Origin of the sequence: Maribacter sp. MMG018 (assembly GCF_018100785.1) — a bacterium.
Classification (GTDB): Bacteria; Bacteroidota; Bacteroidia; order Flavobacteriales; family Flavobacteriaceae; genus Maribacter.
The window spans coordinates 495,954-520,635 of sequence record NZ_JAGJEC010000002.1 but is presented as its reverse complement, the minus strand read 5'-3'; the positions used below and the strand labels follow the sequence as shown (position 1 = coordinate 520,635).

Here is a 24,682-nt window from a genome sequence, read left to right as displayed (position 1 = left end):
TATTATATTTCTTTGATTTGATTTTCATAATAGTCCAATAGATCCAAAACCAAGTTTAAACGAGCCCTCTTTAACCTTTGGCTAACCGCAGATTGCTTAATGCCCAGTTTTTTTGCTATCTCTTTTTGGGAAGCATTGGGCTCATCCAACACCAATGCTATTATTTCTGCAGATACCACACTCCAATCGTCCATAAAGTCGAGCGCAAGCCGCAACATAAGATTCAATGTCCGATCATAGAATTCGTTTCCTGTAGCTATACTAAGATTCACCCTACTATCTTTTAAAGACTCCAATTTACGACCAGATCTTTGATAGGCCGGACCATTGGATTCACTAACCCCCGAGCCAATATAGGTCTCAAGACCAATTCCAATTCCCATACGCACATCCAATCCCTTGATAGATTTTAAAATAGCCTTTATTTGAATGGCCACAAACAAAGCATTGTCTTGTGTCACCTTTAGCTGAAACTCATCTCCCCTATATATCTCCCAGTTCATCGGAGACGGCCCAAAACGCGAAAAATATTCTTTTAAAACACCCATCCATTCAGATGAAGGGTGCTCTTGAGAATTGACAATATCACCTGTTATTATTGCTATCATAGTTATTAATTAAAAAACTAATATACTCATAAATAAGTTAATTAAGTAATATTTGACATTATTAGCCCAAAAACTAATACAAAAAAGGTATTTACCTGTCTAGAACCACCTTCTTGTTTGAGAAAGGTATATTTTATAATCCTTTCCAAATTTCTGATGTAAAATTTTCTCTTCCGGAATTATCTGAAACCGGTTCATATACGAAACAAACCCGGCCGCTACCAATGTATTAAACGCATTTCCGATCTGTAAACCAAAAGCCAACATTAAAAGTAACATGGCCAAATACATGGGATTTCTAGAATATTTGTACAAACCGGTGGTTACCAATCTGATCGTTTTCTGGGGATTTCTAGGATCTACAGTTGTTTTTAACCTATAAAATTGAACCAGTGATGCCAGCGCGACCAGTACAGCCAACACACTCAATATTTTGGCCAGAAGAAAGCGTCCGAAAAAATCAAAAAAGCCAAAAGGCAAGAACCTCCCCACCAAATACATCATAATAGCAAAAAAGATAAATACCAGAATAGGAGGCAGTTTTAGTTCCATATTATAAAATTAGTATTTTTGATTCTGATAACTTCCTTTTCCCCTAAAGAATAATTCATTTAAATGAAACTTGTATTCGCCACGCACAACCAAAACAAATTAAAGGAAATACAAAAATTGCTTCCCCCTTTTATCAACCTGGTCTCCTTAACGGACTTAGGATGTTTAGAACCTATCCCCGAAACTGCAGACACCTTAAAGGGCAATGCCAAACTGAAGGCCGATTATGTATACAAAACATATCAACTTCCCTGTTTCGCCGATGATACCGGACTTCTTGTTGATGCCCTGAACGGGGCACCTGGTGTATACTCCGCCAGATATGCCGGAGAAGAAAACGACGCCAATGCGAATATGGATAAACTCTTGACCAATCTTAAGGACAAAGCAGATAGGTCTGCAAGTTTTAAGACGGTCATAGCATTAAACCTTGATAATCACACATTGTTTTTCAAAGGATCTGTCAAAGGAGAGATCACCAAGGTAAAAAACGGTAAAAACGGCTTTGGTTACGATCCCATATTCAAACCCGAAGGATTCGACAAAACATTTGCAGAGCTACCATTGAAGGTAAAGAATCAAATCGGACATCGGGGAAAAGCTTTCTCGAAGCTTATTTCCTATCTAAACACCCAGCATGTCAGACCCTGAAAAGAACAACGATACCGTAGAAGTTTCTGTTGCCTCCGAAAGAGCGGAAGCTGTCGGAGGTGTTCTCATAGCATTTTTTGCGGCCTTAATGGCCATCTCGCAAATGATCAACGGAGAATTGGAAGAAGAAATGATGATCGCCCACAACAAAGTCGTAAACTACTCTAACTGGTATCAATCAAAAAGCATCAAAGAAAGCCTAAAAGAAGGAGAACTAGATTATTTACAACTATTATTGGAAAGCGGTATAGTACTCGAAGACAACAAAGAGGGTGTTAAGAACAAAATTGACGCTATAAAAGGTAAAATTGAGAAATACGGTGCCGAAAAGAAAGAGATATTGATCGGATCAGCTAATACCCCTAAAGATAAATGGGCTCAAGACCTTGACGGGAAAATGGGTAAAATTGTCGGAATCAATGAATGGGAAACATTGACCAAAGAATATGACAATGCTACCAAAAAATTTGATCTGGGCATGCTTTTCTTTCAAATAAGCATAGTTCTCGGGGCAGTTTGTATTATCATATACGACAATCCCAAGCTTCAAAAAACCTTTATCGTTCTTATGATAGCATTTGGCATCGTAGGTATTTTAATGTCCTCCTACGGCTATTTTTTGGCCCCTTAAAAATCAATGCCGTTAATAATTATAACATCTCATTAATTAGCAGTACCTTTGCCGCTTTAATTAATGCCGCTGGTATAGCATGTGTTGCGCTGAGTCTAAACAGGTTATAAAATAATCGCTCTAAGCAACATTCTTATTTGCGATTAAGTATAACATAATTATGACAAAGTTTGAAGCACTGGGACTAGAAAAGTCTCTATTAGATGCTGTTTCGGATATGGGTTTTGAATCGCCCTCCGAAGTACAGGAAAAAGCAATCCCAATTTTATTGGAAAGTGAGACCGATCTGGTAGCACTTGCACAAACAGGAACCGGAAAAACCGCCGCTTTTGGTTTTCCCCTGATTCAAAAAATAGATAGCAACAGTAGAACAACGCAAGGCCTTATATTATCGCCTACACGTGAGTTGTGCCTACAGATAACAAATGAGTTGCAACTCTATTCCAAATACGAGAAAAACGTTAATGTGGTTGCCATATATGGTGGTGCCAGTATTACCGAACAAGCCAGACAGATAAAAAGAGGCGCACAAATAGTCGTGGCCACCCCAGGTAGAATGAAAGACATGATCAATCGTCGTTTGGTGGATATCACCAAAATCGATTATTGTGTTCTTGATGAGGCGGACGAGATGTTGAACATGGGTTTCTTTGAAGATATCAAAGATATTCTGTCAAATACCCCCAACGAAAAGTCTACATGGCTATTTTCCGCTACCATGCCAAAAGAGGTGTCGGTAATAGCAAAAAAATTCATGCACTCGCCACAAGAAATTACGGTAGGTGCAAAAAACTCGGGAGCTTCTACTGTACAACATGAATATTATGTGGTAAGTGGCAGAGATCGTTACCCCGCCTTAAAAAGATTGGCGGACACGAATCCTGATATTTTTTCGGTTGTTTTCTGTAGAACAAAACGAGACACCCAAAAAGTGGCCGAAAAACTAATTGAAGATGGGTATAATGCCGGAGCGTTGCATGGTGACCTGAGCCAAAACCAACGTGACCTTGTAATGAACGCGTTCAGAAAAAAGCAGATTCAAATGCTTGTGGCCACCGATGTTGCGGCCAGGGGTATCGATGTTGACGATATTACACATGTTATCAATTATCAATTGCCCGACGAAATAGAAACATATACCCACAGAAGTGGTAGAACTGGACGTGCGGGAAAATCGGGTATCTCTATGGTAATAGTCACCCGAAGTGAGCTAAGAAAAATCAAAGCAATAGAGAATAAGATAAAACAGGATTTTATATCTAAGAACGTTCCTACGGGAATGGAAATTTGCGAGATACAACTTTACCATTTGGCCAACAAAATAAAGGATACCCAAATTAATCCGGAAGTAGATAACTACCTACCGGCCATCAATGATGTTTTACAGGGTATCGATCGTGAAGAACTGATCAAAAAGATAGTTTCCGTAGAATTTACAAGATTCTATAACTACTACAATAAGGCGAAGGATCTTAGTTCCGGATCCGGAAGGGATAACGATTATGGAAGAAACTCATCTGTACCGAGTAATGGGTCCGTTAGGTATTTTGTTAATGTCGGGGAAAAAGACGGTTATGACTGGATGTCCCTAAAAGATTTTATCAGAGATACCGTAGGGCTTGGCAAAGAAGATGTTTTCAAGGTAGATGTCAAAGAAAGCTTCTCTTTCTTTAACACCGATGCCGAAGTGTCCGAGAAAATACTGAGCACCTTTAAAGACTTTAAGGTAGATGGTAGGTTCGTAAACGTGGAAATCTCTAAGAATCCAGGCGGAGGCGGAGGTAAACGACGCGGAGGCGGAGGTTTTAGAGGAGACAGGGGAAAAGGAAGAAGTCGCTCTAGAAACGATGATAGAAGCCGAAGCAAAGGTAGGGACCGCGGAAATTCACAAAGTCCAAATTCCGGTAAAAGACGGAGCCAAAAAAGAAAAGGTGATTTCTTTTAGTTAATTGTATATTAAAAAATACGCTTCGGCGTATTTTTTTATTTTGTTTGTATCTTTAAATTTTGACGAAACAGATTTATGCGTGTTCTCATTGTAGGAATTTTTTGTTTTTTTAGTGTTTTTATGGTTGCCCAAGAAGATTCTACAATTAGATCTTTAAAGGCGGTTGTTAAAAATGCCCAAACCGATGAACCTTTAGAAAGTGTACACGTCGTAAACCTTAATCAGGTCATTGGTACCATTACCAACCAAAAAGGGGAATTTTCTATTTCGGCGGCCGTTAACGATACCCTATACTTTTCCTACCTAGGTTTTAAGTCTCAGAAAATAAGGGTAACCAACGACATGTTCAAGTTTCAAAATACCGAAATTGCCTTAACAGAGCTTGCATATGCACTTGAAGAGGTTATCGTAAGACCCTATCAACTAACGGGATATTTAGAAATAGACGTTAAAAACCTACCTATCAACAATGCATATCAATATAGTATCTCTGGTTTATCGGTAGGTTACGAAGGCGGTAACAAAAACCCAAGTGCAGTTACAAAGGTTTTAGGTGCCATATTAAACCCTGCAGACCTACTAAGGAATTTGTTCGGAAAAAGACCCGCACAAATGAGAAAACTGCGTCAAATGAAGGAAGACGACCAGATACGTGATCTTCTAGCCTCTAAATTTGATCGTGAAACACTGATGGAACTTTTACAATTGGACAAAATGGATATTCAAGACATCCTCAACAATTGTAATTATTCAAAATCTTTTATAACAACAGCGAACGACCTTCAAATTTTGGACGCCATTAGTAGCTGTTATGAAGAGTTTAAAGTTTTAAATCGCAAGAAATAAATTTTAGCCTTCCATCTGCATTTTATAGCTTTAACAAAATTAAGATGCATATGAAAAACTTGATCGTTGTCGCAGGTATATTTTCTCTTTTATTTTCATGCAACTTAAAAAACAAAGAGGTCCCCAAAGCGCCTATAGCCTCTAACAACACACCGACTACCACAAAAAAGAAAACTCCCTTTTCTTGGGATGCCGCCAATATCTATTTTTTACTTACGGATAGATTCAATAATGGCAATCCCCATAACGACATAAATTTTGGGCGTACCCATAAAACCGGAAAGCTCAGAGAGTTTATGGGCGGAGACATAGAAGGAATCACACAAAAAATTAAAGAAGGATACTTTACCGATCTCGGAATTAACGCTATTTGGTTTTCGCCCATCGTAGAGCAAATACATGGCGATACCGATGAAGGTACGGGCAACACATACGGTTACCATGGCTACTGGACCAAAGATTGGACCGCTTTAGACCCCAACTTCGGGACAAGAAAGGATTTGGCCAATTTAGTGCGAACTGCCCATAAAAATGGTATAAGAATTATTATGGATGTTGTTCTTAACCATACGGGGCCGGTAACAGATGAAGATCCCGTTTGGCCAGAAGAATGGGTTATCACCGAACCTACATGCGAATTTACAACCTACGAGAACACCACAAATTGTACACTGGTAAATAACTTGCCAGACATTATAACAGCCTCGGACGAAGCTGTTAAACTACCCGATCATTTGTTGGCAAAATGGAAAAAAGAAGGAAGGTTAAGTACCGAACTGGACGAGTTGCAACTATTTTTTGAAAGAACCGGTTATCCGAGAGCTCCAAGATATTATATAATAAAGTGGCTAACAGACTATATTCATGAGTTCGGAATCGATGGCTTTAGGGTAGATACCGTAAAGCATGTTGATGAAAATGCCTGGGCCGAATTATACAAAGAAGCATCCTATGCCTTTAACACATGGAAAAGAAAACATCCAAAATCGGTTTTGGACGATGCTGAGTTTTATATGGTCGGAGAAGTATACGGATATGGTATCTCATCTGGCAGAAATTACGATTTTGGTGATAAAAAAGTAGATTATTTTAAAAACGGTTTCCACAGCCTGATCAATTTTGAACTGAAAGAGGATGCGAAAGATGACTATGAGACCATTTTCTCTAAATACGACAAAATACTTCACTCTCAATTAAAAGGAAAAAGTGTACTTAATTATTTAACTTCTCATGACGATGGCAACCCATACGACAAACTACGTTCAAAGTCGAAAAGGGCTGCCAACGTTCTTCTTCTTACACCAGGTGCCTCACAAATTTATTACGGGGACGAAACCATAAGAAGTTTGGTCATAGATAGTACCCAAGGAGACGCTACACTTAGGTCTTTTATGAACTGGAACGAGCTCGATACCGTACCAAAAGTGCATGAAACATTAAAGTATTGGCAGAAACTGGGGCAGTTTAGAAACAACCACCCCGCCATTGGGGCAGGCAGGCATAAACGTTTGGGAAAATCGCCTTATTCATTCGGAAGAACCTATATAAAGGGCGATTATAAAGACAAAGTGGTAGTTGGCCTAGATTTACCCAAAGGAAAAAAGTCTATCTGGGTAAAAGGTTTTTTTGGCGACGGCACCAAATTATTTGATACGTATTCGGAAACGTCCGTAGAAGTCAAAAACGGAAAAGTACTTTTGGATAATGACTACGATATAGCACTATTACAGTTGGCCATTAAACCTTAAAAGAAATATAGCATAGCATCGAAGAGAGTTGAAGAAGTAATGAAGAGAAGGGGGTTTATCAAAAAATTGTTTTTTTCTATTGTTGGTCTTGGTAGCCTTTTTGCTTTGGACGCATTTTGGTTCGAAAAATATATTATCGATTGGACCGTATTTGACATCAGTAAAAACAAAAAGAACAGAATAACCTTAATTCAGTTATCCGATATACATTTAAAGGAACTCAACTCCTCCCTCATTTCAATTGTCGAGAAGGTAAATAATATTCGACCCGATGTTATCCTCTTTACGGGCGACACCATTACTAGAAAAAGTAAGCTACCCATGCTAAATGAACTACTTGCCCTGTTCGACCAAAGCATTTTAAAAATTCTGATTTACGGTAACAAAGAACATTCGGGTAAAATTCTTTATGAAGAAATAGCTCCGGTACTTAATAAACATAACGGAGTTGTTCTGGTGAATAAAAATCATATTTTCACCAAAGGCACCAGAAGCATTAACATAGTGGGTATCGATGATTTTGTTGGGGGTACAGCCGATTTTCAAAAAGCCGCGAACGATATGGACAACAAACAACTAGATACCATTGTCTTAAACCATTGTCCGGAATACAGCGATACCATCTCAGAACTGAACTCATCGCAAAAAGTGAATATTACCTGTATACTATCCGGGCATACCCATGGCGGACAGATTACTTTTTTCGGCAAAGAATTATTTAAACCGGTCGGTAGTGGCATTTACTTAAAAGGGTGGTATACTACCAACAATATTAGAATGTATGTTTCTAAAGGTATCGGCACTACGTTACTACCTGTAAGGTTCGGTGCAAGGGCAGAAGCCTCTATTTTCTATGTATAGCAATTAGTAACAAAAACTGACCAACACTTATTTTATAGTGGTTTGCAAGGTTCATAAAATCTTCTGCCCCTTATAGACATTAGTTTTCCAATATACTTTTTAGGGTTTGTAATCCCTCCTCAAAATCCTTTCCCACCATTTTGTCCATACTCATAAAAAGCATCATTATACTGAACGGAAATTTATTTTTTCCAGAAAAGCCCCATGTAACCTTACATGTATCCCCAGAGGATTCCTCTAAGACAAAATAACAATCCGATTGAGATTTCATTGGTTTAAAAAAACGCAGCTCACCTTCTACCCTTTCACCTTCCACAACCTTTTTAATCTCCTGTTCCCCTTCTCCGACTTCTCTATTCCCATTCCAATAACTTACGGCTCCTACTTCTCCATCTGTACCAGTTAGCTTGGTTTGCATCGCAGGGTCTTTTTTCGACCACGGGGACCATTCTCGTTGTTTTTCCAAATATTTAAGATACGGAAATATAACATCCTTAGAACTATTGATATTTATGCTTCTAGAAACATTGTAAGACTTAGGGGCGACCACTGCCAATAGTAATACCAAAGCAACAACGCCAACCAAAATATAAATCACTATATCCATTTGTGTATCAATTAGTTGGTTATTTCTTTAATATAGTAAAAATATTATTTGGATTGGTATAATCTTTTTAAAATATCATCAATACTTTTAATTGATTTTTTGGTCCAATCCAATCTTTTTTCAATGATTTCTTCAGGTGTCAGTTGCCAGTTTAAATCACTCTTTTTTAGTTTGGTGGTTAAATCATGAAGAATAATTGCCGCCGAAACCGAAATATTAAGGCTTTCGGTAAACCCGACCATAGGTATTTTTAAAAAGCTATCGGCATTGGTCGTAACCTCATCGCTCAGGCCTTCTTTCTCAGTACCAAAAAACAAAGCAATTTTTGAATCGAATGTAAAATCGGTCAATAAAGAACTGTCGGCATGTGGCGAAGTGGCTATTATTTTATAGCCTTTGTCCTTAAGATTTTTAATTGTCTGTCGCGAAGAGGTGTACCTATAAACATCTACCCATTGTTGTGCCCCCATAGCAATATTCTTGTCCAAACGTTTCCCGAACCTACCCTCGATCAAATGGGCTTCTTGCACCCCAAAAGATTCACAACTTCTTATAACGGCACTGGTATTGTGCATTTGGTAGACATCTTCGATAGCTACGGTAATAAATTTAGTACGTTCTTTTAATATTGAAATAAAACGTTCTTTTCGTTCTTCGGATATAAAATCCTCCAAATAAGTTAAAAGCTCTGTATCGATCATAAAATCCAAGATAATAAAAAGTATATTTTTGAAACAAAAAGCGATCATGAAAAACATTGTAGTACTCACTGGCGCCGGTATAAGCGCCGAGAGCGGTTTAAAGACCTTTAGGGACGCGGATGGGCTTTGGGAAGGGCATAATGTCATGGAGGTGGCCACGCCAGAAGCTTTTGAAAGAAACCCCGAGTTGGTACTGGAATTTTACAACCAAAGAAGAAGGCAACTTTTACAAGTGCACCCAAACCCCGCCCATACCGCCCTAAAACAACTAGAATCATATTACAACGTACACATTATCACACAAAATGTAGACGATTTACATGAAAGGGCCGGCAGTTCTAATGTTATACATCTTCATGGAGAATTATTAAAAGTAAGAAGCACCAAAGAAGACGGAAAAGAAATAAGCTGGAAAAAAGACTTGTTGTTGGGAGACACCTGTGAACGGGGATATCAATTAAGACCCCATATCGTGTGGTTCGGAGAAGCAGTTCCTCTTTTGGAGGAAGCCATAAAAATAACGGCCGTTGCAGATATACTAATTATCATTGGTACATCAATGCAGGTATACCCGGCGGCAAGCCTGATCGATTTTGCAACCGACACAACCCCTATTTATTATATTGACCCTAAACCCTCCATTTCTGAAAATAGTAGACAAAACCTAACGATAATACCGGAAAAAGCAAAAAAGGGTGTCCCTAATTTGGTTGATTCCCTAATTGGTACAATAACCTAGTTTTAGTGGCCCAATCTACTATCTGTTTTGTTTGTTGTTCAGAAAGATCAGCTTCTTTATGTGTCCAAGTATATTCTCTTAAAGGCATGCCCCCTTCTTGGACTTCTTCGATAATCTCTTCTAATTTATGATCCTTTTTTTGTTTGGTGTAGTTTTCCCAATCAGAAAAATTAAGATGTTTTTTTCCGTCTTTTATATGATCAGACAACCAAAAAGAAACAGGGGCTACCTGATTATACCATGGATATATGGTATTATTACTATGACAATCGTAACACGAGGTCTTTAATATAGCCAAAACCTCTGTTGACGGATTTGTTTCTTCTACAAAAACTTTGGTATGATCACCGTTGCTGATATTTTTTTGCGGTCTATAAAATTGTAGGGCAATGAATACTAAAAGTAGGCCTACTGTAATTTTTTTCAGTATTTTCATTTGAGTGGGGAAATTTTTTATTTATAAAATTACGATACTATGACCGTAGATGGATTATATCAATTGTTAAATTATGTGGATGCCACCCTTGCAAAAAGAGAAGAAGCGGTCAAAATTGTATTGTCAGAACCTGGATCCATAAAACTTTTATTAGAGATAATCGGCAAAAACAACAACCCAATTTCATGTAAGGCAAGTTGGGTTTTGGAGTTTACCGCCAGAAAAGAACTGGCTATCATGTACCCGTATTTAGACGATTTTACAAACGTGATAGACAAGGTAATCTTAGAATCCTCTATACGCCCCATGGCAAAAATTTGCGAACTGTTGATCGATGACCATTTTTCCGCTAATAAGGATAAAAGTCACAAACACATCAAGAACAATCATTTAGAGCTAATTACCTCGACCTGTTTTGATTGGTTGATAGGCAATCATAAAGTAGCTCCAAAAGCATATGCCATGACAACATTATTTTTATTAGGAACCGAATATGACTGGATACATCCAGAATTAAAAATGGTGTTGGAACAGAACTATGTAAAAAGTAGTGCCGCATACCAAGCAAGGGCCAAAAGGGTACTAAAAAAATTACAACGAAAGAAAGGCAAACGTACTTAACCCCCTATTAAAAAATATCTACTAAATTTTAGTTCTCAGAAGTATTTTAAACTCTATCAGTTATCGGTATATTTGCCTCCTTAAAACAAACCGAACATCATGGTCTTAAATGCATTGAACGCCATTTCTCCGATAGATGGCAGATATAGAAACAAAACTGAAAGCCTAGCCCCCTATTTCTCTGAAGAAGCGTTAATAAAATACAGGGTCAGGGTAGAAATAGAATACTTTATCGCCCTATGTGAAATACCATTGCCACAACTAGTGGATTTTGATAACTCAAAATTTGGTGCCTTACGGGATATCTATTTAAATTTTGACGCTAAAGATGCGTTAGAGATCAAAGAAATAGAGAAAACGACCAACCATGATGTAAAAGCGGTCGAATACTTTATAAAAAAAGCCTTTGACAATCTGGGGCTTTCTTCTTTTAAAGAGTTCATACATTTTGGACTCACCTCCCAAGATATCAATAATACGGCCATACCCTTATCTATAAAAGAGGCTTTGAACGATGTATACGTTCCCGAATATCTAAATGTAGTAAACAAGCTAGAAGAACTTTCAAAAGAGTGGGCCGAGATTTCTATGTTGGCAAGAACCCATGGGCAACCGGCCTCCCCTACCCGTTTAGGAAAAGAGATCCAAGTATTCGTTGTTAGGCTAAAAGAACAGTTTAATTTATTGAACGACATTCCGAGTGCCGCAAAATTCGGAGGTGCTACCGGAAATTACAATGCACATAAAGTAGCTTACCCAGAAATTGATTGGAAAAAATTCGGTCAAGAATTTGTGCAGGATAAATTAGGGTTGTACCACTCTTTTCCCACAACACAAATTGAGCATTATGACCATATGGCAGCTCTTTTTGATACCATGAAACGTATTAACACCATTATTTTAGACTTGGATCGTGATTTTTGGACTTATGTATCCATGGACTATTTTAAGCAAAAAATTAAAGCGGGAGAGGTTGGTTCATCGGCCATGCCACACAAAGTGAATCCTATAGATTTTGAAAACTCTGAAGGAAACCTTGGGATCGCCAACGCCCTTTTTGAGCACCTATCGGCAAAACTTCCCGTTTCAAGACTGCAACGCGATCTAACCGATAGTACGGTATTAAGAAACGTGGGCGTACCTTTTGCACATACCATCATAGCATTTCTATCTACAATAAAAGGTTTGAACAAATTATTGCTCAATAAGGAAAAATTTGAACAAGACCTGGAAAACAACTGGCCCGTAGTAGCAGAGGCCATTCAAACCATTTTAAGAAGAGAAGGTTACCCTAACCCTTATGAAGCACTAAAGGGACTTACGAGAACCAACGAAAAGATCAACCAACAATCTATTGCATCCTTTATAGAAACATTAGATGTTTCAGACGAAATTAAAACTGAACTGAAACAGATAACACCTAGTAATTATACAGGAATATAGTTTTATAAAATATAGTAAATAAAAAAGGACCGTTTAAAACGGTCCTTTTTCTTTAGTATCAAATTCTATTACTTATTTATCTGTACCTCGTGTGGATATGGTATTTCGATACCAGCTTTGTCCAAGGCCAGTTTACACCCTTCTATCGTTCCAAAATACACGTCCCAATAATCTTCTGGTCTACAGTATGGACGTACGGCAAAATTTACAGAGCTATCGGCCAATTCCATAACGTTTACAGATGGTGCCGGATCTGAAAGAACTTTTGGGTTAGAGGCCAAAACATCCATCAATACTTCTTTCGTTTTCTTAATATCTTCATCATACCCTACTCCTATCACGGTATCTACCCTCATTTTTCCTTCGGCGGTATAATTAACAATATTACCGTTCGCCATTGCCCCATTCGGTACGATAGCCAATTTGTTTTGCGGCGTTATCAATTTGGTAGTAAAAATATCTATTTCCTTTACATGCCCCAATTCACCTTGGGCCTCTATTAAATCATCGACCTTATATGGTTTAAAGATTATGATCAAAACACCACCGGCAAAGTTCGACAACGACCCCTGTAAGGCTAAACCGACTGCCAAACCGGCCGCGGCTATAACAGCTGCCAAACTAGTAGTTTCAACACCCAAGGTAGAAATGACCGTTATTATAAGAAAAATGGTAAGTCCCCATTTAACTAGGCTCAACAAGAATTTTTGAAGCGATTTATCATAGTCTTGTTTTGTCATCCCCTTTTTAAGAAGGTTCATTAATTTCTTGATTACCCAAGAACCTATAATGTAAATTAAAATTGCCATTAATAATTTGGGGCCATACTCTATTGCGAGTCCTATTCCTTTATCTATCCATACTTGTGCGTTCTGTTCCATTTTTTCTCTAATTTTAGTTTTAAGGGTTATTTATTAGTGTGACACTAAAATTAGTAAAAGGTCACTCTTTTGTATTCAAAATTTAAATTTCAGCATGGAAAACAAAAAACCTGTTATGATATCATAACAGGTTTTTCTTTAAAGATACTTTATGTTTTAACCTTTAAACAGGTCTCTGATCTCGCCCAGACCTTCTCCTTTATAATCAGATTTTTGAATGGCCTGTAATAATTGTACAAAATGTGCTGGGTTCATATTATTTCCCAATACCCTTATCAAGGCAAAGCCTTTATCTTTATTATCACCATATATAATTACCTCATCAATGGCGTCGTCGTCTCCTAAATATTTTATTGTTGCACGGCCAAAATCGGTATTCATTTTCATTAATTCCGTATAGTCATCTGCCGACAGAATAGCCCTTACCTGTTTTTTCTCTAATTTATATTCATCCGCATTGCTCGCTGTTTTCTTAAAGGCAAGAATATTCAATTTTTTTAAAGAGGCCAATGCCATTTGTTGTTCCTGCGACAGGTCCGCTTCTTTAATATTCAAAATACTCGTTGGAATATCTAGATGTAAAAAATTGGGATTCTCGGTATTGTCTATATAATATTCTTGCAGGCTCTGGGTAGAGGAACAAGAACTTACGATTACCACTATAACAAGAACAATCGCATTTTTAATTTTTTTCATAGTTATCATATTTTAAAATAAGAAAAGACCTATCGATTGTTCGATAGGTCTTTTTAGATGTTTTTATTTGCCACCTGCCTTGTTCAGGTCTTGGGGTAAATCCATTTTATCGGTTAAAGCCCCTATTTTATTCAAGTCTATATCTCCGGTAAGACTTACCAGAACCGTTTCCAGCTTTCTTCCGTTGTGTCCAATTTCAACGTTATCCATTCCAGAAACAAACATCAACAATTCTGTTACATGGTCTTTTTTCTTTCCATTTCTGATATAGAATTTAACATTGACATCCTTATCCTTAACCCTCATTAATTCTTCTAACCTTGAGGATTTTAAATATTTCTTGACCGTCTTGGCCATATCTGCGGAGACAGATTTATCTTCTGTCATAAACACTTTTACCCCTTTAAGTCCTTTTGCGACTTCCACGAATTCTTGTGTTTCCCGATCATCGTCCAAAGCTCCTATCTTTGATACCAGATCTATCATTCCTTTATTTACGATGACAGAACCCACGTTATCCATACTTTCATATTTATCGAATACCGATTGTGAAAATCCAAATACGGGTAAAATGGCTACTAAAAGTACTACTGCTAATTTTTTCATGACTGTTTGTTTTTTGATTTATTATTGATGAATTATTTATATATCGATCTCTCGGCCTAATTTTAGAATACCTAAATCTGACCGGTCAATCATTTTAATTGTCCTTTCCGGCTTTGTTCAATTCTTCCGGAAGGTTCATTTTACTGGTAAGTGAGCCTATCTTGTTCAGGTCTATATCTCCGGTCAAGGATAATAGTACCGTTTCGACCTTTCTTCCGTTCAGCTCAACATCTGAATTATTGATACCGGTAACGAACATAAGCAACTCACTTACATGGTCTTCGTCTTTTCCTGGCTTAATGTAAAACTTTACGTTCGCATCCTTATCCTTTACACGCATCAGTTCTTCCAATGAATTTGACTTTAGGTAAGAATTCATGGTGCCCAACATATCCGCAGATATTTTTTTGTCTTCTGTAACAAAGACCTTTAAGTTTTTTAAACTTTTGGCAATGTCCATAAAGTCTTTGGCTTCTGGGTCATCTACCTCTACATCTATATTTGACAGTAGTCTGAACATACTTTGGTTCACTACAACGGCACTTACATTATCTAAATCTTCGTATTTATCGAACACGGATTGAGAAAACCCTGTAGAACATATCAATGCCAATGCTACGGTTACTATTATCTTTTTCATTTCTTCTATTTTTAATTTTAATCGTTATTGTAAATTTTCCCTTTAGCCTCTTCGAACTCCTTTAAATAAGCAACCTTTTGTGTTCCTTTATTAAAGTTTTCCGCCAAAAGCGCAAAGGCCTTTTTTGTTTGGTTATAGGCAAATAAAGCTTCCTCTTTTTCCGCTTGTTTTTGCTGGCGATAGTCGTTTCCGAAATACACCCCAAAAGCCAACACTGCCACCGCTGCAACAGAAGCCCATTTATAAAGGTGCGTTTTAGGTTTTAATGCCAACTGTTTGGTAAAACGCTCTTCTTTTGCCAAATTAAAATATTGGAACATAGAAGCGTATTGCTCTAAATGGGCCGGTATATCTTCTTTAGAGAAATATCGCCTTAACTCCTCTTCTTCGGCAACCGTTGTAGTGGCCTCAAAATATTTTTCCAACAATTTTTCTATGTTATCCAATTCCATAACTATGTTTTTCCATTAATTTTTCTCTTACTGTTTTTCTTGCCCTAGATAGAGCTACTCGTATAGCCGTTGGCTTCATACCCAACAATGCTTCAATTTCATCATATTCATATTGCTCTACATCTCGCAACTGCAATACCATTTTTTGTTGTTCGGGCAACTCCTCCATTATTCTCTCTACCCAACTTATACTATCTCGTGCCTCTACTTGGTTTTGTAAGCTTGTGCCTTCTTCCTTATAATTACTATGAACCAATTTTAAATTACCTGCCTGTTTCGACTTTAAGCGATCTAAACAAAAATTCTTAGTCATTGTCATGGCAAAAGCCTCTACATTTTTGTAATTGGCCATTGATTTCTTTTTGGCCCACAACTTCAACAAAATTTCTTGTGTGGCATCTTCTGCCTCCTCACTAGAGACCAAAAGACGTTTCGCCAGTCGGTATAATTTATCCTTAAAAGGCATTACCACATTTAAAAATTCCCCTTGTTTCATGCTGGTTTAGTTGTCCATAAACCTTATTACCGGTTTATATTAGGAAGACGAGGTTAAACGAATTTTGTTACAATTAATTTTTTTTTCTGTTTCATCTAGGTAAATTTAACATCTCTTATCAATGTTTATTACGTATAATAATTAATTACCTAAAGTCCCCTACGATTATTTTACATCTCATTATTGGTATAATACTTGTTCAAAGGACTTTAATAAAAACAAAAAGAATTTATGAAGAAGTATTTTTTCCACCTGTTATTTTTAGGGATAATCGTTGTCTCTTGTAAAAAAAATGATGACAACCCAGTAGTTGAAGAGGAAGTTACCGACGATGAAGTTGCTGAAGAAGTTGATATTCAGGTACAGGATTTTATGTGGCAAACCTTAAATGCTTATTATTATTGGCAAGGTGATGTACCCGTTTTGGCAGATGACCGTTTTGCCACCCAAACAGAATATGAAAGTTATTTGGCCGAACATAAGGATCCCGAAGATTTTTTAATAGACGAACTTCTTTATGAAGAAGACCGCTTTACATTTTATAGCGATGATTACAGGGAATTAACGAACTACCTTTCAGGTATATCAAAAAGTAACGGATTAGAGTTCGGCCTTAGCCGAATCGGGAATACCGATGACGTTTTCGGATTTGTACAATATGTGGTAAAAGGTTCCGATGCAGCTACGAAAGATATTAAAAGGGGTGATTATTTTATAGGTGTAAACGGAATCGACCTTACGGTGGACAATTACTACGATTTACTTTTCGGAGATAACGATACTTATGTTCTAAATATGGCCACCATCGAGGACAATACTATTAGTCCCAATGGTAAAGAGGTCTCTCTTACAAAACAAGAAGGTTTGGTCGAAGATCCTATTTTAACCAATACCGTTCTTAACATTGGGGATAAAAGAATCGGCTACCTTATGTACAATTCGTTTATAGGGGGATCTGGTGAGGCTCTTAACGAAGTTTTTGGAGAGTTTAAGAGTCAGAATGTTACCGATCTTGTTCTAGACCTACGATACAATTTGGGAGGTAGCGGATCTACGGCCGAAATATTGGCCAGCCTTATATACGGTACCAATACCAGCGATTTGTTGTACACCACTAGATATAACGCAAAATTACAGGCCCTTTTCGAAGAAGGGGAACTCGATAATAATTTCGTGGCCACTACCGGTACGTTGTTTGGTAATACAGATACGCCTTTAAACACTTTAAACTTGAGTAAAGTGTATATTCTTGCCACAGATTCTTCGGCTTCGGCAAGTGAATTGGTCATGGTAGGGCTAGAGCCATATATGGAAGTAGTACATATCGGAACCACAACTGTTGGTAAAAACCAAGGGTCGATCACTTTTGTGGATAATCCGGAAAATGGCAATTTTTATGACGAAGAAACGGAAGACCAAATTAATCCGGATAACCAGTGGGCGCTACAACCTATAGTAAGCAGGGTCGAAAACAGTGCAGGTTTCTCTGATTATGCCGATGGTCTGATTCCTGACATAGAACTAGAAGAGGATGTAACCAAATTAGGCACATTAGGTGATCCCGATGAACCATTATTGGCCAAGGCCATAGAAGAAATTACCGGTATTAGTGCCAAAAGAAGTTTTGAAGTGGTAATGCCGGCCAATCTGGTCTCTAGCTCTAAACTGTTCGACGACAGAAAAAACGTTCTTATTTTGGATAATTTGAGACGAGTCTCTAAAAATCCTATAGATAAACTAAAATAAAACACAGCTTTCAAAGTTCTACCTATAATGAAAAGGTTCTTAATTTTATTTTTAACGGTAATCGTCATCTCTTGTTCCAAAGACGATGAGCTCAGTATTCCAGGTACCATAGATCCATTGTCCTCTGCAGATGTAACCGTACAAGACTTTATGTGGAAAGCAATGAACTTTTGGTATTTCTGGCAAGCGGATATGCCAGATTTGGCAGACGATAGGTTTGCCGATTCTGAAACCTATACCGCATTCTTAGAGTCTGAAGATGACCCCGGAGCCTTTTTCGACAATAAACTTCTATATATTGAGGACAGATTTAGTTTCTACAATTCCGATTATAGGGTATTAACGCAATCTTTGGCAGGTATCTCTAGAAGTAACGGATTAGAATTTGGATTGGTGCGTAAGGCCAATAGCGATGAAGTATTCGGGTACGTACGATATATTGTAGCGAATTCTGATGCAGCTACCAAGAACATTAAAAGAGGAGACCTTTTTACCGGTGTAGACGGGCAGACACTTACGATCAATAACTATGCCGACCTACTATTTGGGGATAATGACACTTATGTGTTGAATATGGCCGATTTTGCCAATGGCGATGTAGTACAAAATGACGAGGAAGTATCATTGACCAAACAAGAGGCCCTTGCAGAAAACCCGGTATTTATTTCCAAATCATTTGAGATAAACGGTATTACAATCGGTTACCTAATGTACAACCAGTTTACCAATGAATATGACAACGATCTATATGATGCCATCGCTGGCTTAAAAGATGTAGGTATAACAGAACTGGTGTTGGACCTACGATATAATCCTGGTGGGTCCGTAAACACTACAAGACTACTGGCCAGTATGATCTATGATACGGACAATAGCAATCTGTTCTTAAGAAAAAGGTACAATGACAAGGTTCAAGAACAACTTTCGGAAAGCCAGTTAGAGGTATATTTTACTAATGAAGTTGAAGGTAATACTATCGACCCTTTACGACTATCAAAACTATATGTCCTAACCACGGCCAGCTCCGCTTCGGCCAGTGAGCTTTTGATCAATAGTTTAGAACCTTATATGGATATTGTACATATTGGTGATGTAACACGGGGAAAAAATGAGTTTTCCACTACTTTGGTAGATGATAGGGAAAACTCTTACCTATATACCCCAAGTAGGGTAAACCAAATAAATTCGAACAACGAATGGGCCATACAGCCCCTTTTGGGCCGAAATGAAAATGCAGATGGTTTCTCTGACTTTACCAGTGGGTTGGTACCGGATATTCTACTTAAGGAAGATTATGATAATTTGGGAATTCTAGGAGATTTGAACGAGCCCTTATTGGCCCGTGCGATTCAAGAGATAACGGGAACTACCGGAAAAACGGACTTCACGGTCCAAAACCCCATTGAAATTTTTAGTAGCTCTAAAAGGTATAGTCCTTTCAAGGATAAAATGATTGACGACACACATTACAACACCAACTTGGAATAAAGAATAATCAAAAAAAATTAAAAAAGGCGGCTTTTTAGCCGCCTTTTCCTTGTTTATAATTTTAAATTCATTCCTATACGAACGTTTCTTCCTTTCGTAGTATAATTAAGTATCTCTACATACTCTTCGTTGAAGATATTGTTGACCGATATAAAAAAACTAAATTGATCGCAAACCTCATGTTTCAAATAAAGGTCCACAAGACTAAAAGGCTCTAAATCTACGGTACTATAGGTAATAAAATCAGTATCGGTTCGGCTAGAGACATTTTGGTACATCACAGAAGCATAGGTCTTGTTTCCAAAAGTATACCCTACTGTTGCATTGATCTTGTTCTTTGGTATTCTCAAAGCCAGATCCTCCTCTGCTTCCGTTAAGGTGTAATTAGCGGAAACATCCATATTCTTTATGGGTTTTGCCTGCAGCTCTATCTCTATACCGGACAAATTAACATCCTCTAGAATATTTCTGTACTGACTTTCGAACGTTTCTGGGTTAATGGTAACATAACCGATACGCCCTTCTTCCCTTCTATTAAAATAGATTCCACTCAACCTTAGCCAATCAGAAAATTTCACCTCTAAGCCTCCCTCTATGGTCGTATCTTCTTCGGGTTCCAAATCAGGGTTGGCACCATACGGGCCATACAACTGCGAAAGGTTCGGCGCTATGTACGATGTTGCGTAAGAGCCCATCACCTTAATATACCCATCGTTGACCCTAACACGGTAAGAAGGGTTAATGTTATAAATGAGATTACTGCCATATTCGCTATGATTGTTCAACCTTGCCCCAATATTCAAGTTTAGACCAAAATCACTTACATAGACAACATTCGCATAGGGATCAAAATTATTCGCATTTTTCTCTTCATCGAACAGTGTTTTGCCATCAACATAGTTTACCCCTAGAACAGTGTGTAGATTCTTATTAAAAGTATATTTATTAAATACATCGAACACTAAAGACTCAGAATCATACGCCGAAGGAAAATTCGAAACAAACTCCCTATTTATCTGGTTAAAAGCAGTATTTGCATGTATTTCCCCGTTCTTGTAAAAGTAAGTTCCCGCAAGACCAAATCGAGACTGCTCTCCTTTATAATAAAAATCTGCATCCTCTATAGGAAACCCATTATCGTACTCCGCATTTAGTTTGTTGTAAAAAGCGGATGCCGTTAGATCTAACTTGTTAGAGAACCGATACCCTATTTTAACAGTACCGTCTATTCTAGAAAAATCGTCGGCCTCCTCTCCGACCGCTGCAGACAAACCATCGGTATATTGATGCCCACCAGAGGCCAAGACAGTTAAACCTCCCTCTTTGGCAGTAATAGTAACCGTATTGGAAAAATCGGAAATATTATAATTCTGATCGTTCTCTGGTTGATTGGTGCCAACACTTGACAACACATCTAAAGCCAAGCCATCTTCTTTTGCCTTTTTAGTTGTTATATTGATGACAGCCGTTGCTGCAGAGTTGCCATAAAGGGTACTGGAAGCCCCTTTTATGATCTCTATACTTTCAATTTGTGAAGTGTTCAACAAACGAAGGTCATATTCGGCACTTACATTAGAAGGGTCCGATACCTGTATACCATCAATGATCACCAGAACCTGACGATTGTTTCCGCCTCTTGCGTACACAGAAATATTCTGTCCCGCATAACTTCTGCTACCATTTACCTCTAATCCACTTTTAGTGTTAATAATCTCGGCCACCGAACGCCCTTGGTTTCTTTCCAATTCTTCGGCTGAAATTTTAATCACCGTTTTACCTGAATTTTCCCTTTTTAATTTAAAACGAGAATCACTTACGACCACTTCGTCCAATTGCTGGACCGAAATAGAATCATTTTGCACTACTTGCTGTGCAATTACGTTGGTGCATAGCAATGCCAAGCCACCAAAACCTACAAGTTTTTTGTTCATTTTTTTAAATCTCTTGTTCGAGCGAATAGTATGTCTGTACCCATACGTAAACCTTTATCCCGAAAGTTTAACAATAGTTGTTTGAATTTGGCAGGTCTCCTGACTTGCATCTTATTGTTTACCTTCCCGGTCTATAAAAACCAGTGGTCTTGAAGTCTACAATAAGTGCCGATAAACGGCTGAGCTTACAGTTGCGGGAACAGTTCCGGTTTTTCACCGGATTCCCTTTTAATCAAAACAGTTATGTAAAAACCATCTTGAACCAAAATTCGGGGCGAAAATAAACATTTTGTCCATTTTTATAGGCAAGAGTTAAATAATATTACTTTTGAAAAAGCATTTATAAAAACCACCATCTTTTGAAACAGATTTTTTATTTCATTGCCCTGTTGTTTGTTTTTGGATGTAAATCCGAGAAAAAAGAAACAAAACCACCCCAATACAATGCTGAAGCTGACCCTATTGAATATGCTCAGGGGTTTACCTTGAAAAAAACGACCGACGGTGTTACCATTATAGAGTTGACTTCGCCTTGGCCCAATGCTGAAGCTTCTTTCACATATGCACTGGTGCCAAAAGAAAAAGCGGGCACGATCAACCTTAACAAAACCGATTTTGATGCCATAATACCGGTTCCTATCCAAACCGTGGTAGTCACTTCCACAACCCACATTCCTGCGTTGGAAGCTTTAAATGAGCTGGATAAATTAACCGGATTCCCCGATACACAATACATTTCATCAAAAGAAGCTAGAAAACGCATAGAAAGCGGCCAGATTATTGAATTGGGAAACAACGAGACCATTAATACCGAAATGGTAATATCTTTACGGCCTGATCTTGTGGTCGGTTTTGGTATCAATGCGCAGAACCGTGCCTATGAAAATATAGAACGGTCCAATATCCCCGTGGTATATAATGGTGATTGGACGGAGGAAACACCATTGGGAAAGGCCGAATGGATCAAATTTTTTGCCCCATTTTTTAATAAGGAAAAAGAAGCAGCGCAAATTTTTTCCGATATAGAAAAAGGCTATCTATCTGCAAAACAGATTGCAAAAAGCGCATCGCATAGCCCTACGGTGCTTAGTGGGGCCATGTATAAAGATGTTTGGTATCTTCCCGGTGGCAATAGCTGGGCAGCCCAGTTTATAAATGATGCCAATGCAGATTATCTGTGGAAAGAAACAACCGAAACCGGTAGCTTGTCACTTAGTTGGGAACACGTACTGCAAAAAGCAAAAAATGCGGAATATTGGATATCCCCGGCCCAATTTGTAGGTTATGAAGATATGTCCAGTTCCAGCGAACACTATAAACAATTTGATGCTTTTCAAAATAAAAAAATATATACTTTTTCAAGCACTGTAGGTGAAACAGGAGGCCTGTTGTATTATGAACTTGCTCCCCAAAGACCCGATTTGGTACTAAAGGACCTGATTCATATTTTGCATCCAGGACTTTTGCCAAAACATGAACCATTCTTTTTTAAGCCATTGAAATAATTGAATAAAACGAAAACATATTTTCTTCGGTTTGCGGTTCTTTTCGCGGTCTTGTGCTTTTGCTTTATACTTAACTTGAGCTTAGGGTCCGTAACCATTTCATTTACAGATACATTAAAAGCTATTTTTGGATTTACCATAGACAACCCCGCTTTTGAATATATCATATTCAATTATCGTTTTCCAAAAGCTATAACCGCAATACTGGTAGGCAGCGGTTTGGCCCTAAGCGGTCTTTTAATGCAGACCTTGTTTAGAAATCCATTGGCAGGGCCTTTTGTACTGGGAATAAGTTCTGGAGCAAGTTTAGGGGCCGCCATACTTATTATGGGAGCTTCCATTCTATCAAGCTTTTTATCGCTGGCCCTTATTAATGATATTTCATTGGCCATTGCCTCTAGTTTGGGTAGCTTTTTAGTGCTTTTCTTGGTAATTGGCGTTTCTGCTAAAATAAGGGACACAATGGCCCTATTGATCATTGGTTTAATGTTCGGTAGCATCACTGCAGCCATAGTAAGCGTCCTTTCCTATTTTACAGATGCGGAAAAGCTACAACAATATATTTATTGGACTTTTGGTAGCCTAGGAAATTTATCTTGGCAACAACTGGGTATTCTCTCTATCACGATCATTACCGGCATTGTACTGAGCATACTTTCCATTAAACCTCTCAATGGATATCTATTGGGAGAAAATTATGCGAGAAGCCTTGGTGTAGACATAAAAAAATCCAGGCTGCTAATTATTTTGGCCGCAGGTATCTTAGCTGGCAGTGTTACTGCCTTTGCCGGCCCCATTGCATTTATTGGATTGGCGGTACCCCATTTGACCAAGCAAATTTTTAATACGACCGACCATAGAGTTTTGGTGCCTGCAGTACTAATATATGGCAGTATAATATTGTTGATATGTGATATTGTGGCCCAGTTACCGGGTATGGCCAGTGTTCTTCCCATAAATGCGATAACCAGCATTATAGGAGCTCCTGTCGTTATTTGGCTTTTGGTACGAAAAAGAAAAATGGTTTTTTAAATACTGAATTATCATAAAAAATACAGATAAACATAGTACCCTAGATATTAACGATCTTTCGATAGGTTATAATGCAACCCCTATATGTAACAATATTTCATTTAAGGCAAGTCAGGGTGAATTTATGGCCATTGTGGGAATAAATGGAATCGGCAAATCTACCTTACTAAGAACTATAGGCAATTTTCAACCTAAAATAGCGGGAGATATTTTATTTGAAGGAAAACCACAAACCGACTTTGCTCCTATAGATTTTTCAAAAAAAGTAAGTGTTGTGCTGACCGAACCCATTGCTTCTAAAAATTTGACCGTTGTTGAGCTTATTGCTCTGGGCAGACAACCTTATACCAATTGGATAGGTAATTTATCGCCGACCGATAAATCGAAAATCAACGAAGCCGTACAGATATTGGAACTGGACAACCTGAAGCAAAAAAAATGTTACGAACTAAGTGATGGCCAATTGCAACGGGTACTCATCGCAAGGGCATTGGCGCAGGATACGGACATTATTTTATTGGACGAGCCCACTACCCATCTTGATCTGTTCCACAAGGTACAGATACTTAAAATTTTAAAATCCATAGCCCACAAAACCAATAAAACAATCGTATTTACCAGTCATGAAATTGAAATGGCCATTCAATTGTGTGATAAAATTTTAATTTTGGACGGCCATAAAAACCCCTTTGAAAAACCATCGAAACTCATAGAAAATAAGGCTTTCGAAAGTTTGTTCCCCTCCAACACGGTCGTGTTCGATAGTATATCCGGAACTTTCCGAATTCAGAAGTAACATGTATCTTTACTTAGCGTA

General features: G+C 38.0%; 26 protein-coding genes and 1 riboswitch. Of the genes, 14 read left to right on the top strand and 12 right to left on the bottom strand.

Annotation, left to right across the window (positions count from 1 at the left end):
* Window positions 1-2 precede the first annotated feature (2 nt).
* Together J8L85_RS10455 and J8L85_RS10450 are read right to left on the bottom strand one after the other, a co-directional pair.
* Complete coding sequence (locus J8L85_RS10455; protein WP_211017033.1) at window positions 3-608, bottom strand: SatD family protein; 606 nt, start codon at window positions 606-608, stop codon at window positions 3-5.
* Window positions 609-707: 99 nt separating this feature from the next.
* Window positions 708-1,160 carry an isoprenylcysteine carboxylmethyltransferase family protein gene (locus J8L85_RS10450; protein ID WP_211017032.1) on the bottom strand — a complete coding sequence of 151 codons (453 nt, stop codon included), beginning with the start codon at window positions 1,158-1,160 and terminating at the stop codon, window positions 708-710.
* Window positions 1,161-1,223: 63 nt separating this feature from the next.
* Between J8L85_RS10450 and J8L85_RS10445 the strand changes: the two genes are divergently transcribed.
* The 6 genes from J8L85_RS10445 (at window position 1,224) to J8L85_RS10420 (ending at window position 7,845) form a co-directional block, all read left to right on the top strand.
* On the top strand, window positions 1,224-1,811 hold the full coding sequence (locus J8L85_RS10445; RefSeq protein WP_211017031.1) for a non-canonical purine NTP diphosphatase: 588 nt from the start codon (window positions 1,224-1,226) through the stop codon (window positions 1,809-1,811).
* The gene (locus tag J8L85_RS10440) at window positions 1,798-2,442 is read left to right on the top strand and encodes a DUF4337 domain-containing protein (RefSeq protein ID WP_211017029.1); all 645 of its coding nucleotides are present in this window, start codon (window positions 1,798-1,800) and stop codon (window positions 2,440-2,442) included. The genes J8L85_RS10445 and J8L85_RS10440 overlap by 14 nt, the downstream gene beginning before the upstream one ends.
* 160 nt (window positions 2,443-2,602) lie before the next feature.
* The gene (locus J8L85_RS10435) at window positions 2,603-4,387 is read left to right on the top strand and encodes a DEAD/DEAH box helicase (RefSeq protein WP_211017028.1); all 1,785 of its coding nucleotides are present in this window, start codon (window positions 2,603-2,605) and stop codon (window positions 4,385-4,387) included.
* A 78-nt stretch (window positions 4,388-4,465) separates the two neighbouring features.
* Window positions 4,466-5,236: a carboxypeptidase-like regulatory domain-containing protein gene (locus J8L85_RS10430; protein WP_211017026.1), complete on the top strand. Its 771-nt coding sequence runs from the start codon at window positions 4,466-4,468 to the stop codon at window positions 5,234-5,236.
* Between the two features lie 50 nt (window positions 5,237-5,286).
* Window positions 5,287-6,984 carry an alpha-amylase family glycosyl hydrolase gene (locus tag J8L85_RS10425; protein WP_211017024.1) on the top strand — a complete coding sequence of 566 codons (1,698 nt, stop codon included), beginning with the start codon at window positions 5,287-5,289 and terminating at the stop codon, window positions 6,982-6,984.
* 39 nt (window positions 6,985-7,023) lie between these two features.
* Window positions 7,024-7,845 (top strand): metallophosphoesterase, encoded by an 822-nt coding sequence (locus J8L85_RS10420; protein WP_211017023.1) that lies wholly within the window; start codon window positions 7,024-7,026, stop codon window positions 7,843-7,845.
* 79 nt (window positions 7,846-7,924) lie between these two features.
* Here the strand turns inward: J8L85_RS10420 and J8L85_RS10415 are convergent, their stop codons facing one another.
* Window positions 7,925-8,452, bottom strand: a complete 528-nt coding sequence (locus J8L85_RS10415; RefSeq protein ID WP_211017022.1) for an SRPBCC family protein — start codon at window positions 8,450-8,452, stop codon at window positions 7,925-7,927.
* Window positions 8,453-8,496: 44 nt separating this feature from the next.
* Window positions 8,497-9,153, bottom strand: a complete 657-nt coding sequence (locus tag J8L85_RS10410; RefSeq protein ID WP_211017021.1) for an RNA methyltransferase — start codon at window positions 9,151-9,153, stop codon at window positions 8,497-8,499.
* A 46-nt stretch (window positions 9,154-9,199) separates the two neighbouring features.
* On the opposite strand from J8L85_RS10410, the gene J8L85_RS10405 reads away from it, so the two are divergent.
* Window positions 9,200-9,892 carry an NAD-dependent deacylase gene (locus tag J8L85_RS10405; protein ID WP_211017020.1) on the top strand — a complete coding sequence of 231 codons (693 nt, stop codon included), beginning with the start codon at window positions 9,200-9,202 and terminating at the stop codon, window positions 9,890-9,892.
* Here J8L85_RS10405 and J8L85_RS10400 read toward each other — a convergent pair.
* Window positions 9,855-10,328, bottom strand: coding sequence for a heme-binding domain-containing protein (locus J8L85_RS10400; protein WP_211017019.1), 474 nt, complete (start codon window positions 10,326-10,328; stop codon window positions 9,855-9,857). The genes J8L85_RS10405 and J8L85_RS10400 overlap by 38 nt on opposite strands.
* A gap of 39 nt (window positions 10,329-10,367) precedes the next feature.
* Between J8L85_RS10400 and J8L85_RS10395 the strand changes: the two genes are divergently transcribed.
* On the top strand, window positions 10,368-10,949 hold the full coding sequence (locus J8L85_RS10395; protein WP_211017017.1) for an adenylosuccinate lyase: 582 nt from the start codon (window positions 10,368-10,370) through the stop codon (window positions 10,947-10,949).
* A gap of 99 nt (window positions 10,950-11,048) precedes the next feature.
* Complete coding sequence (purB, locus tag J8L85_RS10390) at window positions 11,049-12,392, top strand: adenylosuccinate lyase (RefSeq protein ID WP_211017015.1); 1,344 nt, start codon at window positions 11,049-11,051, stop codon at window positions 12,390-12,392.
* A gap of 68 nt (window positions 12,393-12,460) precedes the next feature.
* On the opposite strand, the gene J8L85_RS10385 is transcribed toward purB, so the two are convergent.
* From J8L85_RS10385 to J8L85_RS10360, 6 genes are all read right to left on the bottom strand, one after another.
* Window positions 12,461-13,273 carry a mechanosensitive ion channel domain-containing protein gene (locus J8L85_RS10385; RefSeq protein ID WP_211017013.1) on the bottom strand — a complete coding sequence of 271 codons (813 nt, stop codon included), beginning with the start codon at window positions 13,271-13,273 and terminating at the stop codon, window positions 12,461-12,463.
* 156 nt (window positions 13,274-13,429) lie between these two features.
* Window positions 13,430-13,969 (bottom strand): DUF4252 domain-containing protein, encoded by a 540-nt coding sequence (locus tag J8L85_RS10380; protein ID WP_211017011.1) that lies wholly within the window; start codon window positions 13,967-13,969, stop codon window positions 13,430-13,432.
* 63 nt (window positions 13,970-14,032) lie between these two features.
* On the bottom strand, window positions 14,033-14,575 hold the full coding sequence (locus J8L85_RS10375; protein WP_211017008.1) for a DUF4252 domain-containing protein: 543 nt from the start codon (window positions 14,573-14,575) through the stop codon (window positions 14,033-14,035).
* Between the two features lie 94 nt (window positions 14,576-14,669).
* The gene (locus J8L85_RS10370; protein WP_211017006.1) at window positions 14,670-15,215 is read right to left on the bottom strand and encodes a DUF4252 domain-containing protein; all 546 of its coding nucleotides are present in this window, start codon (window positions 15,213-15,215) and stop codon (window positions 14,670-14,672) included.
* A gap of 17 nt (window positions 15,216-15,232) precedes the next feature.
* Complete coding sequence (locus tag J8L85_RS10365; protein ID WP_211017004.1) at window positions 15,233-15,667, bottom strand: hypothetical protein; 435 nt, start codon at window positions 15,665-15,667, stop codon at window positions 15,233-15,235.
* Window positions 15,654-16,163, bottom strand: a complete 510-nt coding sequence (locus tag J8L85_RS10360) for an RNA polymerase sigma factor (protein WP_211017002.1) — start codon at window positions 16,161-16,163, stop codon at window positions 15,654-15,656. Before J8L85_RS10360 ends, J8L85_RS10365 begins: the two co-directional genes overlap by 14 nt.
* Window positions 16,164-16,394: 231 nt before the next feature.
* Between J8L85_RS10360 and J8L85_RS10355 the strand changes: the two genes are divergently transcribed.
* Both J8L85_RS10355 and J8L85_RS10350 read left to right on the top strand, forming a co-directional pair.
* Window positions 16,395-17,909, top strand: a complete 1,515-nt coding sequence (locus J8L85_RS10355; protein ID WP_211017000.1) for a S41 family peptidase — start codon at window positions 16,395-16,397, stop codon at window positions 17,907-17,909.
* A gap of 27 nt (window positions 17,910-17,936) precedes the next feature.
* Entirely contained in the window at window positions 17,937-19,397 is a 1,461-nt protein-coding gene (locus J8L85_RS10350) for a S41 family peptidase (protein WP_211016999.1), read from the top strand.
* Between the two features lie 53 nt (window positions 19,398-19,450).
* Here the strand turns inward: J8L85_RS10350 and J8L85_RS10345 are convergent, their stop codons facing one another.
* Window positions 19,451-21,328 carry a TonB-dependent receptor plug domain-containing protein gene (locus J8L85_RS10345; RefSeq protein WP_211016998.1) on the bottom strand — a complete coding sequence of 626 codons (1,878 nt, stop codon included), beginning with the start codon at window positions 21,326-21,328 and terminating at the stop codon, window positions 19,451-19,453.
* Window positions 21,329-21,399: 71 nt separating this feature from the next.
* Window positions 21,400-21,600: riboswitch (cobalamin riboswitch) on the bottom strand.
* Between the two features lie 87 nt (window positions 21,601-21,687).
* Here J8L85_RS10345 and J8L85_RS10340 point away from each other — a divergent pair.
* The 3 genes from J8L85_RS10340 to J8L85_RS10330 are packed head-to-tail and all read left to right on the top strand — an operon-like array spanning window position 21,688 to window position 24,661.
* Window positions 21,688-22,833, top strand: coding sequence for an ABC transporter substrate-binding protein (locus tag J8L85_RS10340; protein WP_211016997.1), 1,146 nt, complete (start codon window positions 21,688-21,690; stop codon window positions 22,831-22,833).
* Entirely contained in the window at window positions 22,834-23,865 is a 1,032-nt protein-coding gene (locus J8L85_RS10335) for an iron ABC transporter permease (RefSeq protein ID WP_211016996.1), read from the top strand.
* A gap of 7 nt (window positions 23,866-23,872) precedes the next feature.
* Complete coding sequence (locus J8L85_RS10330) at window positions 23,873-24,661, top strand: ABC transporter ATP-binding protein (RefSeq protein ID WP_348771759.1); 789 nt, start codon at window positions 23,873-23,875, stop codon at window positions 24,659-24,661.
* Window positions 24,662-24,682 lie beyond the last annotated feature (21 nt).

Excerpts from the sequence above, each read along its gene's own strand:
- J8L85_RS10455 (WP_211017033.1), bottom strand. The coding sequence starts at position 608 with ATGATAGCAATAATAACAGGTGATATTGTCAATTCTCAAGAGCACCCT.
- J8L85_RS10450 (WP_211017032.1), bottom strand. The coding sequence starts at position 1,160 with ATGGAACTAAAACTGCCTCCTATTCTGGTATTTATCTTTTTTGCTATT.
- J8L85_RS10445 (WP_211017031.1), top strand. The coding sequence starts at position 1,224 with ATGAAACTTGTATTCGCCACGCACAACCAAAACAAATTAAAGGAAATA.
- J8L85_RS10440 (WP_211017029.1), top strand. The coding sequence starts at position 1,798 with ATGTCAGACCCTGAAAAGAACAACGATACCGTAGAAGTTTCTGTTGCC.
- J8L85_RS10435 (WP_211017028.1), top strand. The coding sequence starts at position 2,603 with ATGACAAAGTTTGAAGCACTGGGACTAGAAAAGTCTCTATTAGATGCT.
- J8L85_RS10430 (WP_211017026.1), top strand. The coding sequence starts at position 4,466 with ATGCGTGTTCTCATTGTAGGAATTTTTTGTTTTTTTAGTGTTTTTATG.
- J8L85_RS10425 (WP_211017024.1), top strand. The coding sequence starts at position 5,287 with ATGAAAAACTTGATCGTTGTCGCAGGTATATTTTCTCTTTTATTTTCA.
- J8L85_RS10420 (WP_211017023.1), top strand. The coding sequence starts at position 7,024 with ATGAAGAGAAGGGGGTTTATCAAAAAATTGTTTTTTTCTATTGTTGGT.
- J8L85_RS10415 (WP_211017022.1), bottom strand. The coding sequence starts at position 8,452 with ATGGATATAGTGATTTATATTTTGGTTGGCGTTGTTGCTTTGGTATTA.
- J8L85_RS10410 (WP_211017021.1), bottom strand. The coding sequence starts at position 9,153 with ATGATCGATACAGAGCTTTTAACTTATTTGGAGGATTTTATATCCGAA.
- J8L85_RS10405 (WP_211017020.1), top strand. The coding sequence starts at position 9,200 with ATGAAAAACATTGTAGTACTCACTGGCGCCGGTATAAGCGCCGAGAGC.
- J8L85_RS10400 (WP_211017019.1), bottom strand. The coding sequence starts at position 10,328 with ATGAAAATACTGAAAAAAATTACAGTAGGCCTACTTTTAGTATTCATT.
- J8L85_RS10395 (WP_211017017.1), top strand. The coding sequence starts at position 10,368 with ATGACCGTAGATGGATTATATCAATTGTTAAATTATGTGGATGCCACC.
- purB (WP_211017015.1), top strand. The coding sequence starts at position 11,049 with ATGGTCTTAAATGCATTGAACGCCATTTCTCCGATAGATGGCAGATAT.
- J8L85_RS10385 (WP_211017013.1), bottom strand. The coding sequence starts at position 13,273 with ATGGAACAGAACGCACAAGTATGGATAGATAAAGGAATAGGACTCGCA.
- J8L85_RS10380 (WP_211017011.1), bottom strand. The coding sequence starts at position 13,969 with ATGAAAAAAATTAAAAATGCGATTGTTCTTGTTATAGTGGTAATCGTA.
- J8L85_RS10375 (WP_211017008.1), bottom strand. The coding sequence starts at position 14,575 with ATGAAAAAATTAGCAGTAGTACTTTTAGTAGCCATTTTACCCGTATTT.
- J8L85_RS10370 (WP_211017006.1), bottom strand. The coding sequence starts at position 15,215 with ATGAAAAAGATAATAGTAACCGTAGCATTGGCATTGATATGTTCTACA.
- J8L85_RS10365 (WP_211017004.1), bottom strand. The coding sequence starts at position 15,667 with ATGGAATTGGATAACATAGAAAAATTGTTGGAAAAATATTTTGAGGCC.
- J8L85_RS10360 (WP_211017002.1), bottom strand. The coding sequence starts at position 16,163 with ATGAAACAAGGGGAATTTTTAAATGTGGTAATGCCTTTTAAGGATAAA.
- J8L85_RS10355 (WP_211017000.1), top strand. The coding sequence starts at position 16,395 with ATGAAGAAGTATTTTTTCCACCTGTTATTTTTAGGGATAATCGTTGTC.
- J8L85_RS10350 (WP_211016999.1), top strand. The coding sequence starts at position 17,937 with ATGAAAAGGTTCTTAATTTTATTTTTAACGGTAATCGTCATCTCTTGT.
- J8L85_RS10345 (WP_211016998.1), bottom strand. The coding sequence starts at position 21,328 with ATGAACAAAAAACTTGTAGGTTTTGGTGGCTTGGCATTGCTATGCACC.